The sequence below is a fragment of the Acidipropionibacterium virtanenii genome (genome assembly GCF_003325455.1).
Classification (GTDB): domain Bacteria; phylum Actinomycetota; class Actinomycetes; order Propionibacteriales; family Propionibacteriaceae; genus Acidipropionibacterium; species Acidipropionibacterium virtanenii.
Genome location: NZ_CP025198.1, coordinates 1,267,011 through 1,282,361, shown reverse-complemented (window position 1 = coordinate 1,282,361; position 15,351 = coordinate 1,267,011). Strand labels below are relative to the sequence as shown.

Sequence of the window (15,351 nt, the reverse complement as noted above, 5' to 3'; positions counted from 1 at the left end):
GTCATTGACGGTAACCAGTACCGCTGGGGAATCATGAGTGGCATGACACGAACACAGGCCATCGGCTACACCACGAATCTTCCCGCCACCGACCCCGACGCCCTGGTCACCCACAAGATCGACGCCCCCGAGCCGGGTCCGCACGACCTGCTGGTGGAGGTACGCGCCGTCTCGGTCAATCCCGTGGACGTCAAGCAACGCGTGAGCGCCCCGGCAGACGGCTTCGCCGTCCTCGGCTATGACGCGGCGGGCGTCGTGCGTGAGACCGGCGCAGGAGTCACGCTGTTCGCCCCCGGGGATGAGGTGTTCTACGCGGGCACTATCGACCGGCCGGGCACGAACCAGCAACTCCACGTCGTCGACGAACGCATTGTCGGGCGCAAACCCCGAAGCCTCTCGTTCGCGGATGCGGCGTCGCTGCCGCTGACGTCGATCACAGCATGGGAGACGCTCTTCGACCGCCTCCGCCTCACCGAGGACTCCCGCGGCACGCTGCTGGTGGTCGGTGCGACCGGCGGTGTGGGCTCTGCGATACTCCAGCTCGCCGAGGCTCTGCTCCCGGACGTCACGGTGATCGCGACGGCCTCGAATGCGGAACGCACCGCCTGGGTCGAGGGATTGGGCGCTGAACGTGTCGTAGATCATCACCAGGACCTGGCCGCCCAGGTGCTGGAGGTCGCGCCGGGCGGGGTGGACTGGCTGTTCACCGCTCACTCGGAGGGGCAGATCCCGCTCTACGCCCAGATCGTCCGCCCCTTCGGGCATATCGTCGCCATCGACGACGGCTCCCGTGACATCGGACCCCTGAAGGGCCGCAGCATCGCATGGCACTGGGAACTCATGTTCACCCGCCCTCTCCAGCGCACCCCGGACATGGTCGAACAGCACCGGCTCCTGAATCAGGTTGCCGACCTGGTCGACGCTGGGCGTCTGCGGGCGACGACCACGACGGCGCTCACACCGATCAGCCCGGAGACGTTGCGCGAGGCACACCGGTTGGTGGAGTCCGGGCGGACGATGGGCAAGGTCGTCCTCCACGACTGGGCGTGACATCACCATGAGCCCTGGCATCCGGACGCCGCCATGGTTCTCAGTTCTGTCCTTGAAGCCCATGAGAGGTTATTCCGTCCGGCTACGAGACTGCCATGTGCAGATACCCGGTCCTCGGCCCCAGCGTCACGCCGTCGAACGTCGCCTCGGTCGCGCTCAGATTCACCATGGCCGTGCCCTTCGTCAGACGCCGTGAGAAGCACCCGGGCGCGGGCTGGAGCCAGGGCAGCTCCGGCGCACCCAGGTCCGGTGTCTCGATCAACGGCATCGCCGAGTATCCGTCGTGCGATGTCGCAGTCACGGCGACATCGGCCTCGGGGGCGAACACCCAGGCGGCCGCCAACGCGAGGGTCAGGCCGGGATCGCCCGGCGTCCCGCTGCCGGGCACCCGGGTGATCGTCAGGCCGGGCGCCGTCAGCTCCGGCAGCTGCGCCAGGCAGTCGGCCAGGTCGAGCCACTCGTCCGGTCCTGTCCCCCACCCCAGGAAGCATTCCTCGAGGCCGCCTCCGAACCGCGAGTGGCGCCCCCAGCGTCCGGGCTCTCGACGGGCCTCGGCGATGTTGGGGACCAGAAGCTTTCCGATTCCCGCCAGCGCGGCGCCGGCGTCATCGACCAGCTGGTCGAGCCCCTCGCGCAGCACCATCGGATCGATGCCGTGCCCGTAGTAGTCGTCGAACACGTCATTGTCGGCCATCACGCCGTCGAACGCCGATCCGCTCATCCACGAGACGACGTTGCTCACCCAGAGGCTGCGGTAGACGGGATCCCAGACCTTCTGCTGGTAGTGACCCGGGTACCCCTCCCACTCGATGAGTTCGCCATTGCGCATCGCGCAGGTGCCGGCCCTGTCGGCCACCTGCGGCGAGACCCCGGAGGTGTAGCGCGGTCCGGGTTCATAGATTCGCACGGACGACAGGCACTGGTAGGCCAGCACCGTCACGCCCGGATCGGCGTCCTTGAGACGGCGGGCGGCGTCCTCCTCCCACGGTTGGAGGATCACCGCGCGGAATCGCCCGGCGGCGCGCTCCACCTCGTTCCGCTCGAGCGGTCCGGCGTACCTGATCCATGCCAGCGACGGAGCCATCGCTGTTATCCCGCCTGGCTCGGGCCGAGGTATCCGTCAGCGACGGTCTTCCGGAGCGTGCCGGGCTGGTACGGCAACCGGACCTCGGAGGAGACGTCGTCCGGTCCCTCGCCGAGATCGGCGGGCTGCGAGCTGATCGGTACCCACTGCACATCTCCCGCTCCGAGCTCGCGGTAGATGGTGTTGTACCGGCTCATGATCATGTCGATCATGAATTCCGCCCGCAGACGCTCCAGTGCATTCCCGTGCCACTCCAGATACAGCGCGGGATCATCCATCAGATGGCAGAGCCGGTCGGCGAACCCTGTGACGTCTCCGGGCTCGACCAGATCGCCGCACGGGCCGATGATCGTTCCGTCCGCAGCTGTCACCGGAAGGGTCACGGTGTGATCCATGCCGCCCACCCGGGTGCCGATCACGGGCAGGCCGCAGGCCATCGCCTCGAGGACGACGAGGGGCTGGCCCTCGTTGAACGACGAGAGGACGAGGGCGTCGTAGTCATGCAGGCACTCGCGCACGACGACCGTGCCCCGGAAGGTCACGACGCCCTGCATTCCGGTCTCCTCCACATGCCTGAGGCACTCCTGGTAGTACTCCGGGACGTGCTCGGTGGGGCCCAGGACGTCGATCTCGAAATCCCGGTACCCGCGCGAGACGGCCTCGGCCGCGATGTCGATCATCTGGATGATGCCCTTGATCGGCACGACGCGCGCGATGCATGCGAACCGCCATGGGCTGTGCTCACCCGCGGCGATGCTCTTGATCGGCCGCTTTCGCCGCGCCCGGCCGTAGGCGAAGTCGTCCCAGTTCAGGCCGTTGGGCAGCACCTCGGTGCGAGACTCGTCCGCGCCGAGCTCGATCGCCTCCTTCACCGCGGCGGGGTAGAGGTAGGTGATGTGATCGGCCGAGGGGTAGAGCGCGGCACCCAGATCGCACCACCAGCGGACCCACATCCGGTCCACGGGGTTGTCGGGCAGATCGCGGTAGCTGTACCGGGTGACCGGCAGGTTCATGTCGCGCCCGAGCAGCGTGTTGATCGTGTCGCGCAGGTAGAGGTTGTGCTCGGTGAGGAGGAACGCACTGTCGTTCTGGCGCGCGGCGCACGCCGCGATCAGGCTGGCGTAACCGGTCGTGTGGGCGTGGTACACCTTCGCCCTGGGATGAACCCGATCAGTCAGCGCGAAGGCCAAGCTGAAGAAGTCGCGCAGATTCCAGAAGAGTTCAGCCAGGGTCAGTGACGAGCTCTGGGGAACGGCGGCGACGCAGGCCTCCATGAACTCCGACGTGGTGAGCACCGGCCACAGCCGCGCATGGCGGGTCGCCGGATTGATGGTGTCATCGTAGAGCGACCAGAACGGGGCGGGGTTGTTGGCACTCAACGTGTAGAAGGCGACGCGAAGGCGTCGCGTCATGGCGGCGTAGTCGACGCCGGGCTCGGGGAGGCTCGCCTGCTGGAAGGGCCGCGCATCCTCGCCGAGGGACAGGTAGACGACGTCGACCCACGCCACGTTCTCGGGGACGCCGTACAGGTCTTCGGACGGGTCGTTGGAGTCCCAGGCGATGTGGATGATGCCGAAGACCAGATCCGGGTTGCGGGTCACGATGTCATGCACCACGCCGGAGACCCCGCCCTTGAGGAACGGGTAGGTGGATTCCATCACGATCGCGACGTCCACCTCGGGCAGTTCCGTCGAATCGTCCGGTCTGCGGTAGTAGGGGCCCTTCACCATGCGATCGCCTTCTTCCAGAAGAGTTCGTATCCGAAGGTCGAGAGCGTCGATCTCAGGGTGCGTCCGCCGCGGCCGATGAGCGCCACCTCCACGAGCACGATCACGGCGAGGGCCTCGGCCGCGGGCAGAAGTGCGATCGCCGCGCAGCTCACCATCAGATGCGCGGCGCACAGGATCGCGGCGTCCCGGCGCCCTGTCACCTGCGTGAGTTGGAACGCCATCAGTGTGCCTCCGAGGAACCACAGCGGTGCCGCGAAGAGCGCGAGCTGGAGCAGCGTCGGGTGCGTGCCGACCGCGGGCGAGCACAGCAGCATCCCCACGGCCGTCGAGCCCGCCACCGCGATCGTGCGTGAGGTGACCGCTCTGCACCGCCGATCGGCGACATCGGTGTCATGTTCCAAGCTGCTGATGGGTCGGTTCTTCAGCGACAGCCGCAGCCCGTCGACGACGGTCTGGAACTCCTGGTACTGCGAGGCGAAATAGACGGCCAGCGCGACGACCACGGGAATCAGCGTCACGTAGAGCAGCACGATGTTGAAATCCCCGTGGTAGAGGACGATGAACAGGAACTTGTCCACCCACAGCACCGAGCCGTACAGCAGGCCGTAACCCACGTCGCGGGCCACCGCCCGGGCATCGCCCCGGCGCGGCCTCAAGACCGATGACCAGGCCTTCCGAAGCATCACGACCGCCGGGATGCAACCGGCGAGCGGAACGAGGTACCAGAGATGCGGCGCGAGGAACAGCGCTCCCGCGTAGCAGATCCAGGAGAGCACCACCGTGCCGAACCGGTGGGTCTCCTGCACCGCGATCAGCATGTGGGAGAACAGCACGTTGGCAGTGAGGCCGATCAGGAAGAGCCCCATCAGCCCCGGGCGCCAGCCGAGGAACGCTCCCACGACGGCCGCGAAGGCGAGGATCGGGATGATGCTCCAGACGAGGACCGCCGGAAGAATGCTCATGAACGCGCGGAAGAATGCCGGCTCATCGTCACGGTCGACATCCGTGAGCTGACCGTATACGGGCATCGTGGTTGCGGCGGAGATCCAGGGAACGGCCACGGAGACCGCGAGAATGGCCCTCACGTGCCCGATCGCAACGATGTCGCCGATGATGAGGGGAAAGGTCGCCATCAGGAGCGCGGTGGGAGACATCAGCGAGACCAGTTGCCAGACGGCAGGTGCCGGCCGGACCGGCGCCTTGACCACGGATCTCACCACCAGCACCACGACCCCGATCAGCGTTCCGGCTCCCAGAATCGTCGGAAGAAAGGTCGGGAGCGGCACATGCAGCAGGCACCAGACCACCGTGATCACCACCGTCCACAGGACGAGCACCCAACTTGTCGGAATGGTCCGGTTGACGGGGACCGCTTCTCCCGCGTCCAACGACACCGAACGGAGGATCGTACCCATGGCTTGCTCCTGTTCAAAGGCGGCGGCTGAGGTCGACAAATCCCTCCCAAGGTACCTATTCCTGAATGCGATGCAAAACACGAGTAAACATCGGGCACATCACGAGCTATGGCTGTATGCCGCTGGCAAGGCCTTTTACCGCGATTTGCTGACTTCTGGACGCCCCGGACGCTACCCCCCGCCAAGGCCGCCGACGCCGCCCTCTACAATGTCGACCGGATATCGGGATCAGGTCTGAGGGCCCTGATTCGCTCTGTCATCGGTTACGAGCCGACGCCGCCTCGAGGAACACGGCACGAGGTCTGCGCCGGTGTCGGTACAGGCGCGTTTCACGGCCCGGCGCCCGTCGCGCTCATCGACAGCGACCCCGGTGACCACAGGAATGTGCGGGCCCGGGCCATCACGACGGATCACTTGATTTCGGGTGGCGGGTCTGCACGGCGATCGGGCAGGATGGGACTCGGTCCGAAGCAATGGATGCCATGTCCAGGGAAAGGCAGCGTGAACGACGATGTTCGAGGAGACCGGGTCACAGACAATGGATACCAATCAACCGATCGACGCCCCGACCGGATCGGCCACCGACACCGGAGAACGTGGCGGCGGGCTCAAAGGATGGATATCGTGGATCGTCATCCTGTCGTTTTTCGGTGGACTGATCGCCGGTACCTCACTCATGTTCAAGGAACGATGGGATCAGGCTCTTCAGTTCTGGCTGTTGGGTACTGTCGCCGGTGTGGTCGCGGGAATCTCTCTTGTGCGCACGAGGAAGCCGGTGAACGGGCCTCGGGCCCCGCAGGGGCAAGGCAGCCGTCCGGCAGGATCGACATACCGAGCTACACGCCTGTACAACCACGTCTTCCTGTGGATGAACGTAGTGATCGCGGCCCAGTGCCTCAGCGGTCTGATTCTCCCCGTGGACAGGAAATTATCCTGCGTGAGCATTTTCGGCTCTGTCTTCGCGATGCTCTTTGTCGCAATGGTCATCTACTGCGTGAGATCAAAACACTGGATGGGAGCGCTGGCGTTCCTCATCCTGCTTCTCCTGGTCCTGAACGCCTTGGGAACGGGATGGTTCGGTTGGCCATTCCTGCCGTCCTCGATCGGAATCATGTGGCTGGTGCGGATCGTCATGGTCGCAGTGGTGCTCGCCGCCGCGGCAATGCTGCCCGTCTACAAGTCCAATCAGGGCCTCTACAAGTCCACCCACATCGCCCGTGCGTATCTGGGGATCGTGATCGGGATCGTCGGTTTCGCTGTCACGTGGTTGATCTGAGTCCCGATCCTGAATCGCATGTTGTCAGTACTCGCACACAGACCGGTATCAGCCGGCTGACGCCCGCCAGCAGCCGGCCAGGTGATCGTCGACCATGCCCGCCGACTGCATCAGCGCGTACATCGTCGTCGGGCCGACGAAACGGAACCCGCGTCTGCGCAGCGCCGTGCTCAACGCCGTCGACTCCGGTGTGACGGCCGGCACCTGGGCCATCGAGTCGGGGCGGGGGTCCCTGGTCGCGGGGTAGGTCGGCGCGAACGACCACATCAGATCGTCGAACTCGCCGTCGGCCATCTCGCGCACCAGCGCCGCATTGGAGATGGTGGCGTCGATCTTCGCGCGGTTGCGGATGATGCCGGCGTCGGCCATCAGCCGCTCCACGTCCTGCTCACCGAAGCCGGCGACCCGCACCGGGTCGAAGCCCTCGAACACCTCGCGGAACCGCGGGCGCTTGCGAAGGATCGTGATCCACGACAGGCCGGCCTGGAACCCCTCCAGCGCCATCTTCTCGAACAGCGCGCGATCGCCGTGCAGTGGCACGCCCCACTCCTCGTCGTGGTAGCGGCGGTACACCGGGTCGTCCCCGACCCACGCGCAGCGGGAGCGCCCGTCAGGCCCGGTCACGATCGCACACACGGGGACAAAGTATCAGCGGCCGAACCGCGGCCGACGGCATCCACTGTCAGGCGCTCCGGTGGGGCGGCGCCGAGGTGTCCCGTCGTCGGCGGGCACGTCATCGCGGTCAGCAGGGATGACGCCGCCTGTTCAGGAGCGCTGTGGCCGCCGATGCGAGAACTGCTGTGGCGAGCATGAGGGCGAAGGCGTACCGGGCCCCGGCCTCGGGCGCGGCGCCCTGCGTCCAGGACGGCGTCGCCCCCCTCATCCCGAGGTAGGTGTCCTGCTGGCCGGCGAAACTCGCCCCGGCCAGGTCCTCCGCCGTCGCCGACGACCGCACCGCCATCGGCCCGCCGCCCAGCCGGGCACAGGCGTCGCGGATCGCCGCCTCCACGGATGCCGGGAGAGCCAGGTTCAGAATCCGTTGTCGCGCCGACGCGGGATCCTCCCGGGTGACGTCGGCGACCAGCTCCTCCGCGATGGCTGCGGTCGCCTCCCTGTACGCCTCGGTGCTCAGGCAGAACCCCGGCAGCACCGGCAGCCCGCTCCGCGCGCACTCGCCCAGGTTCGCGGCCTTGCCGCCCACCAGCTCCGTGTCAGCTGCCCTGATCTCATCGAACCAGACGATCATCCGGCACACCCCATTCCTCTATGCCCATAGAGACTCCTGCAACTCTATACTCATAGAGGATCGAGAGACAGACAACGGGAAGAAGAGGCGCACCAGTGACCGATCGTCGGACCCGGATCGCCGAGGCAGGCATCCGAATCCTCGCCGCACGAGGGGCCCGCGCCCTCACGCATCTGAACGTCGACCGGGACCTCGGCCTGGCCGAGGGATCGACCTCGTACTACGCCCGCACGCGACGCGACCTCATCGTCCTCGTCGTCGACCGTCTCGCCACGCGCACCGGCGATGACCTGGCCGCGCACGACGTCCCCGGGGACCTCACGCCGCGGACCGCGGCACGGCTGGTCGTGGCGGGCCTCGATGACACCATGCGGCGGGCCGACGACCACCGGGCCAGGCTCATCCTCCTCCTGGAGTGCCACGCCGACCCCGAACTCCGCGCCTCCCTCGCCACCCGGCCACGGATGCGCGAAAAGTTCGCCCGGACGGCGACCTCGATGCTCCGGAAATTGAACGTCGACGATCCCGACGTTCACGCCCAGGACCTGGCGGGTCTCGTCGACGCGCTGCTCATGCAGCGGATCGTCCGAGCCGCGCCCATCGACGAGGAGGACATCATCGCCGCCTACCTCACAGGCCTTGCGGCCCGCACCCCGTAGACGTCCTGTCCGCGGACGGTCCGCGTCCGCACTGTGAGGGGCGAGGTGACCGCGCTGCATGTGACGGCTGCCGGCCTGTGACCGCAGGAAAGCTGTCGGCCGTGTGGTGTCAGGTCGATCATCGCAGCCCGTGTCAGATCGACGTCGTCGCCGGCATCCGGGCCAAGAACCGCAAGCAGCTCCTCCTGCCGTGGCTGGCCGAAGGCCATGCGATAACTCCCGAGCATGCGGACCAGTCGACGGTACTGCCCCTGCTCCCGGCTGAACGGGAGTGGCAGGACGCGTCGTTCGATCCGGACCGCATCGGACGCATCCGGCGACCACACCCAGAGCGGTTGCATCTCATCGTCCCTTCCTGATGCGGCGATATCCTCCTCGGCAACCCTGAACACGGTCTCCCACGGGTCCTGGGATCGCCAGACCCTGGTGTCGGGGCCCCAGGTGAGCGCGACATTCTGTCGTACCGCCAGACACTTGTACCGATGGACCCGGCCCTCGCGCTGCTCCAGGTCGACGGGATTGCTGGGAAGATTCCAGTGGACGACGCAGCGGCAGTACCGGTGGAAGTCGATGCCCTCCTGGCCGGCGGAGGTCGTCGCCAGCACGAACGGCCAGAACGGCGAGTTGAAGGCCGTTCGCACCACCTCGGAGCGGTTCTCCGCCTGGTCGGTGGCCGCCACGTCGCCGTATCTCAGGGCGAAGCGGCACGGCATCTTCTCGGGCTCGGCCTCCATGACGCCGCCGTCCTGGAAGGTCAATGGCCGGAGCTGCTGATTGGCTGTCTTGATGGAAAGCGCCGCGACGACCTCGTCGACGACCCTGATCACCGTGTCTACCTCGCGTCCAGCATCGAGCATTCCGACGGACTCGCCGATCTGGTGAAGATACTCGGGCAGGACGGCATCCAGATCCCCGGCCTGGCACTGGTCCAGCACTGCTCCCAGGTACGCCTGCGACCTGGACTCCGGATCTTCCTCGGCATGCCGGCCGCCGTGGTCCACCTGGAAGCCTGCCCAGACGGCGGCCTGGATCTCGGGACGATCGAAGAGCCGAAGCATCGCCCAGCCGATACGGAACGCACCGCTTCGAACCGCCTTCGTCTGCAGCGCCTGCGCCCATCTACCCCTCGACTCCCCGGACTCGACCCCGGCGAGCGCTCTCAGGGCGCACACTCCCGGCGCGGCGAGCGCCTGCTCGGCGAGCCGGTCGGCGAGATCGTCGGGCTGAGCGCCGAGCCCCTCGGTGTCGTCGAGGGCCTCAAGGTGGGCCTGGATCCCTTTCGAACTCCCCGGCAGGCTGCCGACCAGACCGAGCTGTGCGGGCCCCACCCATGCGGTGCCCGTCGCCGCGGCGGCCTGACGGTCGAGCAGGACACCTGCGACGCCGTACCACCGGGCGTCGACCGTGCCGTGACCGTCGCCGTAACGCTTCTGAAGTTCGACGAGTCGAGAGCGGAGGCACTCGGCCACATCCCGCCGCTGCTCGTCCGGATCGACCGGAAGGTTCTGTCCGGTCCGCCGCGTGTACTCGGTGACGTCGCCGAGCCGGGCCAGAGCCCAGGAGGGATATGCCATCCCCCACGTCCACACCTTCGACAGCGACCCGGACTCCTTCCGGAGACCCGGACGCAGCGGGTACTTCAGCGGCTGCCACCCTTCGCCCAGGAGACTGCGCGCCGCGTCGCGGGCCAGCGACTGGGAGCGGTTGCTCACCAGGATCGAGATCGATTTCGGCGCCACCGCCCACCGGGAGAACACAAGACGCTTTGAGAAGCGCTCCGCGCCCCGATAGGGCCCGGACAACCGGTGACGCGGCATCGACGGAGGCACCCAGATCATCCTCCACGACTCGGGGACGCCGTCGGACCCGCGGCCATCACCCCACAGATCTCGCATCAGGGTGCGCATCTTCGGATTGCCGGCATCCAGCCGCATCCGGGACAGGCCGGTGAGCGAGTCCATGTCCAGTGGCGACTCGTCGAACCCGTCCTCGTCCGAGGAGTCGGCCGTGTCGTCGAAGGATGGAGCACCGACCCAGTGCCCTGCCCGCTCCAGCGCTCCGGCCACCTCACGGGTCGCGTGGCGGTCCACCTCGCCACGCTCATCAGGTTTCAGCAGGCGATGGAGGCGCTGGTCCAGGTCGTAGCGAGTCCGGTCGTCCATCATCGCCAGCGTGTGGGGAGCCGAGCGCCACAGCTCCAGGGGATCGTAGGACCCGACCGAGCGGGCGAGGGTCCGCAGCGAGATGTAATCCTTGACGTCCTCGGTCGTGAGAGGCCCGGCCGGGGTGTCCACGGTTGTGAGCATCCCGTCGCGGTCGGGGGTCGCGGCCAGCCTCTCGGTGCGAGACATGATCCGCCGCAGCTCGTCCTGGACCCGGTCGCGCGCCTGTCTGGCACGCTCCAGGTCGCGGGACCGCATGGCACGGCGGATATCTGCCAGGCCCTTCTTCACCGAGTCGGCATGAGGGTGCTGGGGCGGCGTCCCCTCCCGCGCATCGGCCAAGGCGCGGACGGTGGCGATGAAGTCGTCGTAGTGATCGTCCCCCTGCGCATCGCGGCCCTGGGAGTACATCCGGTAGGGCGTGGCCGACAGCAGCAGCATCCGCGACCGGCGATCGCCTCCACCCTGCCGTCCGAGCATCATCGCCATCAACCGCCTGCTGAACTCGGCTTCGGCCCGGTCCGCGGCATCCGCGGCAGGGTCGGGCAGGAGGTCCTTGAACCGCTGGAACTCGTCGAGGACCACCAGGTCCGGGCGGAATGACGCCGCGACGAGCCATGCCAGCCGACGTCGCAGAGCCACGACCGCCTCAGTGCGCCGGGCCGCCAGATCCGGGGGAACCTCGCGGTGCGCGTCCCGGAACTCCCGGGCGATCCCGATGAGGCGCGACGTGGTCAGGGGAGCCGTGGATCCGGCGCCTCCCCCGGGCTCGATGCCCTGATCCAGATCGCGGCGCAGAGCCTCGGCAAGACGCCGCTCATCCGCACCGACCCACCGCCGGCTCTCCGCCGACCGGCCGACCTCTTCCGAGAAGCTCTCGAAACCGGACCATCCGCGCAACAGGTCGATCCAGGCCTCGCGCGCCCCCGCTAGGCCCTCATCGATGACACCGGCGGATCTCAGGAGCAGATAGAGGCGGACTCGTTCGCCGGCCTGCCCCAGCTGATCGCCGAAGCTGATGGAGGTGCCCGGCGTGAAGGCGGTGAAGGTGAGGCGCTGCGAGGATGGGGCGGCCGGCATCAGGGTGAGGCGCGTCGCCGACTGTTCGGCGCGGGCGGCTCCCGGGCCCATCATGAGTTTGGGCAGGTTCTGCCGGGCGATCTGGACATTCGAGCAGACGTAGAGGATGCGAGCCTGGGAGCGGCCCTCGGCTCGCAGAATGTGGTCGGCGGTACGGGCGATGACGCCGCGGGCCACCAGGGTCTTGCCCAGCCCCACCTCGTCAGCGACCAGGAAAGAGTCGACCGGGTCGGCGTCGTCGTACAGCCGGTTGAAGGCGTTGTCGACGGTGCTGCGTTGAAAATCCTTGAGGGGCGCGAGTTCGGACTCGACGTCGAACTGCCATTCAGAATCGTCCATGCCGATCCTCCCCCTCGTGGTCCTCCGACATCGCGAGCGGGGCGAACGCTCCCCACACATCGCGCAGTTCCTGTAGCTCGGGGGCCTCCGGAGTCTCCGCCAGCAGCACGTCGATATCGCGTCCCACGCGGGCCAGCTGCGCCCGATCGGAATACGCCAGATGAACCAGGGCCTCCAGCATCTCCGGCATCGGCGCAGCAGAGGCTGCCACCGATGCCTCACCGGCATGCGCACTGATGAGGGGCTCTCCCGCCTCGGGCAGGACCGCCTCACCTCCGGCGATGAGCATGACCAGGTACGCCAGGATCCGGCCCGGGTCGGAGAGAAGCTCGCGCATCACGAACTCCTCCCGGTCGGCGGAAAGATCGGAATCCAGATCCAGATCGGCCTTGATGACACGGGTGAGATGGGAGGTCGCGTCGCCTGATACGGCGTCGACCTCGACCACCAGCCAGGGTGTGACGCGGGTGTGCTCGGTGAGAGTCCAGGCCGCCTCGGCATTGGTTGGCACCTGCACGGCCCACGTCTCAGGAACGCTGAGTGGGCGCACCGTCGACGTCCAGCCCGGCCGGTTGAGCCCGGACAGGGTTGCGGAGGGCACGTCCAGAACCATCCGGAACGCGGGTTCCGGCGCGCCGGCGACCGCACTGACGCGCAGTCTCGGGCACGCCAGGGCGACACGGGCCATGGCCAGTTCGATCTCGCGGTCCAGGGCCCGCTGCTCGGCCTCCTCATCCTCGGCGTCGCTGGTCGCGGGACGGTAGTCCTCCAGGACGTCGGCCAGGCCGGAGGCCTCGCCCAGAACGCCGGAAATCCATCCGTGTCTCTTGCGCAGGCCGGCCCACAGTTCGACGCCGAACTCGATGTTGCCGCCGAAGGCGGCCGAGGTGCAGTTCGCCGAGCCGAGGAGGACGTGGCCACGGTATGACTCCCACCACGCCAGCACCTTGGCGTGCAGACCTTCGCGGGACTCGACCGCCGAGTTCTCCTCAGAGACGGGCTGTGTCCAGCTGCTCATCACCTTGAGCTCGGGTCTGCGATGCAGCCCGTCGATCTCCCCGGCCAGGCGGTCGAGGGTGTCGGGACGGGAGATCAGGATGTGGGTATCGCCGGATCGCGGAAGACGTCGCAGCGTTCCGGGGTCCAGGAACGGGGAGACGACGCCCCAGGACCGCTCCCCCTTGGGGATCGGCCACTGAGCGTCCAGGTCCGCACCGGGTAGACCGAGGGGAACCAGACGGCCTCCCTTGAACGGCTCGGGGACCTCGAAGCCGCCGATCGCCGACAGCGACGCTATGAGGCTCCCCACCTGGCGCCGGTGCCCTGAGGCCAGAGCTCCAGAACCGGGAAAAGTGAGGAGGGCGCGCAGGAAGTCCACGAGCGGGGCCGCGTCGAGAACACCCGGGCCTTGGCCGTCGGGGTCCGATACCGACTCGTCGCAGCTGAGGATGGCGTCCCACATCGTCTCAGTGGTGATGTTGCGCGAGGAGCACACCAACCGGTGCCGGGGCTCGCATCCGGGAGCGATGAATCGCAGCGCCCAGATCTTGGGGTGGAAGATGCGGCCCTCGCAGGGCGCGGTGACCTGGACGACGGCGTCCTCAAGAAAGGTGTGGAAGGCCCGGTACGTGCTCGGCGCATGGATGTTGCCCGCCTGGGCGAAGACCGTGAGCCGGTCGGCGTACCGACGCAGCGAGGCCAGCATCCGGGTCGGGTGCGCGTCGGCGTCGTCGCCGGCCGGGCTCGAGGACAGGATGAATGGGATGAGCAGGAGAGCATCAAGGTTGAGGGAGTACGTCGTCCCGACGCCGATGTCCAGGTCGTAGCCGGTCGGTGGACGCAACGCGTCGGACAGGAGCAGGCGACTCGAAGGGTTGAGGATGTCCTCGCGTTCAGGCATCGGCCGGCTCCAGACCCGCATGGATGTCGTCCAGATGTCGGCGGGCGACCAACCAGCGGAAGTCGTAATCTGTGCTCATCAGTCCGCTGCGAGCCTCGCGCGCGGAAGCGTGGGTGAGGCGGGCGCGGCGGCCCTTGAGCGCGGCCTCGCGCGCGGAGATGAGGGCCCGAGTGGCCGGGATGTTGGTGCTGCGGTGCGAAGTGAGCGCGTCGCGGATCCCGTCCAGCCAGTCCTCGACGAATGTCACTGTGGTCCGGGGAATTCGAGGGTTGAGGCTCAGCACGAGGCGTCGGAAGTCCTCGAAGTCCTCATGCCCGGCGTCGCGGCGCCACAGTGCTCCGGGCTCCGAGGCCTCTGCCAGCCACTGGTCCAATACGTCTCGGGCGCTCTCGCTCACCGGACCGGTCTGGTCTGCGAGGGCCTCGGCGAGTTGGACGTTGTACTGGGCTGCGGCCCCGCGGGTCAGCAGGTTGAAGTCGCGGGCGTGAATCAGGACACGGCGGATGTCGTCGGGGACGGCGTCGAGGAGATCCCGGTTCCAGGGGTATCGCGCTCCAGAGGTCTCGCAGCCATTGTCGCGGATCAGCCAGCACATCATCGACCGGGCGAGCACCGGCCGATCCTGGACGGGTTCGACGCTCTGGAAGCGGCCGGCGAGGAATTCTGCCTCGTCGCGATTCAGCTCGAAGGTCAGAGCCGCATCGTCCTGGAGAAAGCTGTCGGGAGCCGGGGGCAGCGTCCAGGTCAGCCCGTCGGACAGGCGGTCTGTCTCGTCGGTCTCGTCGGAGGACCGCCGGCGTCTCGATGCGGCGCGGGTGTCGATGACGCGATGGAGAAGACGGATCGGGGATGTCTCCGCGCCGTCGTGAATCCTAAGGGTGTTCATCGTCGACCAGTAGATGCTGGAGGGCAGCATGCGCAGCGCCCGGCCGGACTGGGCGCCGATGATGCCTCCGGTGCGCTCCGCGGCCGGGCGCGAGTCGCCGTTCTGCCTCTGTTTGAGAGCCCCGACGAGCTCCTGGTTGACGCCAGCCAGCACGTCTCGAGCTCCCCGGGTGTCTTTCTTCGCCTTTCTGCTGCGGCTCGGATCCGCCGCGATGTGTCGGAACATCCAAGGGATGAACAGCAAGTAGCGGATGCGCGTGTGCTGAGTTGAGGTAGCAGGGAACAAGGCGTCGGCGAAGGCGTCCCGGATGGTCCCGAACCCGAGCTCGTCCAGCGCGGTCCTCTCCCCCGTGGCATTGAGCATGTCGACCATCCGCTGGCGCTGGTCCGTGTCGCCGTCGAGCCAGGCCAGTACGGTCACCATGGCGCTGATCGTAGCCTCAACGGACGCGCCGCAGCCTCTGCGACCCGACCGTCGGCATCAGGGCGATCCCCACCCGTACTCCTCTTTCGCTGGCTCCGTCG

The 15,351-nt window shown here is 67.5% G+C and carries 11 protein-coding genes; 3 read left to right on the top strand and 8 right to left on the bottom strand.

The genetic code is table 11. The annotated features are described in order from the left end of the window. Window positions 1-42 precede the first annotated feature (42 nt). Window positions 43-1,050: a zinc-binding alcohol dehydrogenase family protein gene (locus tag JS278_RS05840; RefSeq protein ID WP_114044365.1), complete on the top strand. Its 1,008-nt coding sequence runs from the start codon at window positions 43-45 to the stop codon at window positions 1,048-1,050. Window positions 1,051-1,132: 82 nt separating this feature from the next. Here JS278_RS05840 and JS278_RS05835 read toward each other — a convergent pair whose 3' ends face one another. The 3 genes from JS278_RS05835 to JS278_RS05825 are packed head-to-tail and all read right to left on the bottom strand — an operon-like array spanning window position 1,133 to window position 5,279. Next, on the bottom strand, window positions 1,133-2,134 hold the full coding sequence (locus tag JS278_RS05835; RefSeq protein ID WP_114044364.1) for a putative glycoside hydrolase: 1,002 nt from the start codon (window positions 2,132-2,134) through the stop codon (window positions 1,133-1,135). 5 nt (window positions 2,135-2,139) lie between these two features. Next, window positions 2,140-3,864 (bottom strand): GT4 family glycosyltransferase PelF, encoded by a 1,725-nt coding sequence (gene pelF, locus JS278_RS05830; protein ID WP_114044363.1) that lies wholly within the window; start codon window positions 3,862-3,864, stop codon window positions 2,140-2,142. Then, window positions 3,858-5,279 (bottom strand): hypothetical protein, encoded by a 1,422-nt coding sequence (locus JS278_RS05825; RefSeq protein ID WP_114044362.1) that lies wholly within the window; start codon window positions 5,277-5,279, stop codon window positions 3,858-3,860. Before JS278_RS05825 ends, pelF begins: the two co-directional genes overlap by 7 nt. A gap of 511 nt (window positions 5,280-5,790) precedes the next feature. Between JS278_RS05825 and JS278_RS05820 the strand changes: the two genes are divergently transcribed. After that, window positions 5,791-6,555, top strand: coding sequence for a hypothetical protein (locus JS278_RS05820; protein WP_114044361.1), 765 nt, complete (start codon window positions 5,791-5,793; stop codon window positions 6,553-6,555). A 48-nt stretch (window positions 6,556-6,603) separates the two neighbouring features. Here JS278_RS05820 and JS278_RS05815 read toward each other — a convergent pair whose 3' ends face one another. Beyond that, the gene (locus tag JS278_RS05815) at window positions 6,604-7,191 is read right to left on the bottom strand and encodes a DNA-3-methyladenine glycosylase I (RefSeq protein ID WP_114044360.1); all 588 of its coding nucleotides are present in this window, start codon (window positions 7,189-7,191) and stop codon (window positions 6,604-6,606) included. A 106-nt stretch (window positions 7,192-7,297) separates the two neighbouring features. Next, a complete protein-coding gene (locus JS278_RS05810; protein ID WP_114044359.1) occupies window positions 7,298-7,801 on the bottom strand; it encodes a PEP/pyruvate-binding domain-containing protein in 504 nt (167 codons plus the stop codon). A 95-nt stretch (window positions 7,802-7,896) separates the two neighbouring features. On the opposite strand from JS278_RS05810, the gene JS278_RS05805 reads away from it, so the two are divergent. Next, complete coding sequence (locus tag JS278_RS05805) at window positions 7,897-8,460, top strand: TetR/AcrR family transcriptional regulator (protein ID WP_114044358.1); 564 nt, start codon at window positions 7,897-7,899, stop codon at window positions 8,458-8,460. Here JS278_RS05805 and JS278_RS05800 read toward each other — a convergent pair. From JS278_RS05800 to JS278_RS05790, 3 genes are read right to left on the bottom strand one after another with little or no spacing between them, the layout of a single operon-like run. After that, window positions 8,427-12,041, bottom strand: coding sequence for a DEAD/DEAH box helicase (locus JS278_RS05800; RefSeq protein ID WP_114044357.1), 3,615 nt, complete (start codon window positions 12,039-12,041; stop codon window positions 8,427-8,429). The genes JS278_RS05805 and JS278_RS05800 overlap by 34 nt on opposite strands. After that, on the bottom strand, window positions 12,028-13,941 hold the full coding sequence (locus JS278_RS05795; protein WP_147243156.1) for a phospholipase D family protein: 1,914 nt from the start codon (window positions 13,939-13,941) through the stop codon (window positions 12,028-12,030). The genes JS278_RS05800 and JS278_RS05795 overlap by 14 nt, the downstream gene beginning before the upstream one ends. Next, window positions 13,934-15,250, bottom strand: a complete 1,317-nt coding sequence (locus tag JS278_RS05790; protein ID WP_114044355.1) for a DUF6361 family protein — start codon at window positions 15,248-15,250, stop codon at window positions 13,934-13,936. Before JS278_RS05790 ends, JS278_RS05795 begins: the two co-directional genes overlap by 8 nt. Window positions 15,251-15,351 lie beyond the last annotated feature (101 nt).

Excerpts from the sequence above, each read along its gene's own strand:
- JS278_RS05840 (WP_114044365.1), top strand. The coding sequence starts at position 43 with ATGACACGAACACAGGCCATCGGCTACACCACGAATCTTCCCGCCACC.
- JS278_RS05835 (WP_114044364.1), bottom strand. The coding sequence starts at position 2,134 with ATGGCTCCGTCGCTGGCATGGATCAGGTACGCCGGACCGCTCGAGCGG.
- pelF (WP_114044363.1), bottom strand. The coding sequence starts at position 3,864 with ATGGTGAAGGGCCCCTACTACCGCAGACCGGACGATTCGACGGAACTG.
- JS278_RS05825 (WP_114044362.1), bottom strand. The coding sequence starts at position 5,279 with ATGGGTACGATCCTCCGTTCGGTGTCGTTGGACGCGGGAGAAGCGGTC.
- JS278_RS05820 (WP_114044361.1), top strand. The coding sequence starts at position 5,791 with ATGTTCGAGGAGACCGGGTCACAGACAATGGATACCAATCAACCGATC.
- JS278_RS05810 (WP_114044359.1), bottom strand. The coding sequence starts at position 7,801 with ATGATCGTCTGGTTCGATGAGATCAGGGCAGCTGACACGGAGCTGGTG.
- JS278_RS05800 (WP_114044357.1), bottom strand. The coding sequence starts at position 12,041 with ATGGACGATTCTGAATGGCAGTTCGACGTCGAGTCCGAACTCGCGCCC.
- JS278_RS05795 (WP_147243156.1), bottom strand. The coding sequence starts at position 13,941 with ATGCCTGAACGCGAGGACATCCTCAACCCTTCGAGTCGCCTGCTCCTG.
- JS278_RS05790 (WP_114044355.1), bottom strand. The coding sequence starts at position 15,250 with ATGGTGACCGTACTGGCCTGGCTCGACGGCGACACGGACCAGCGCCAG.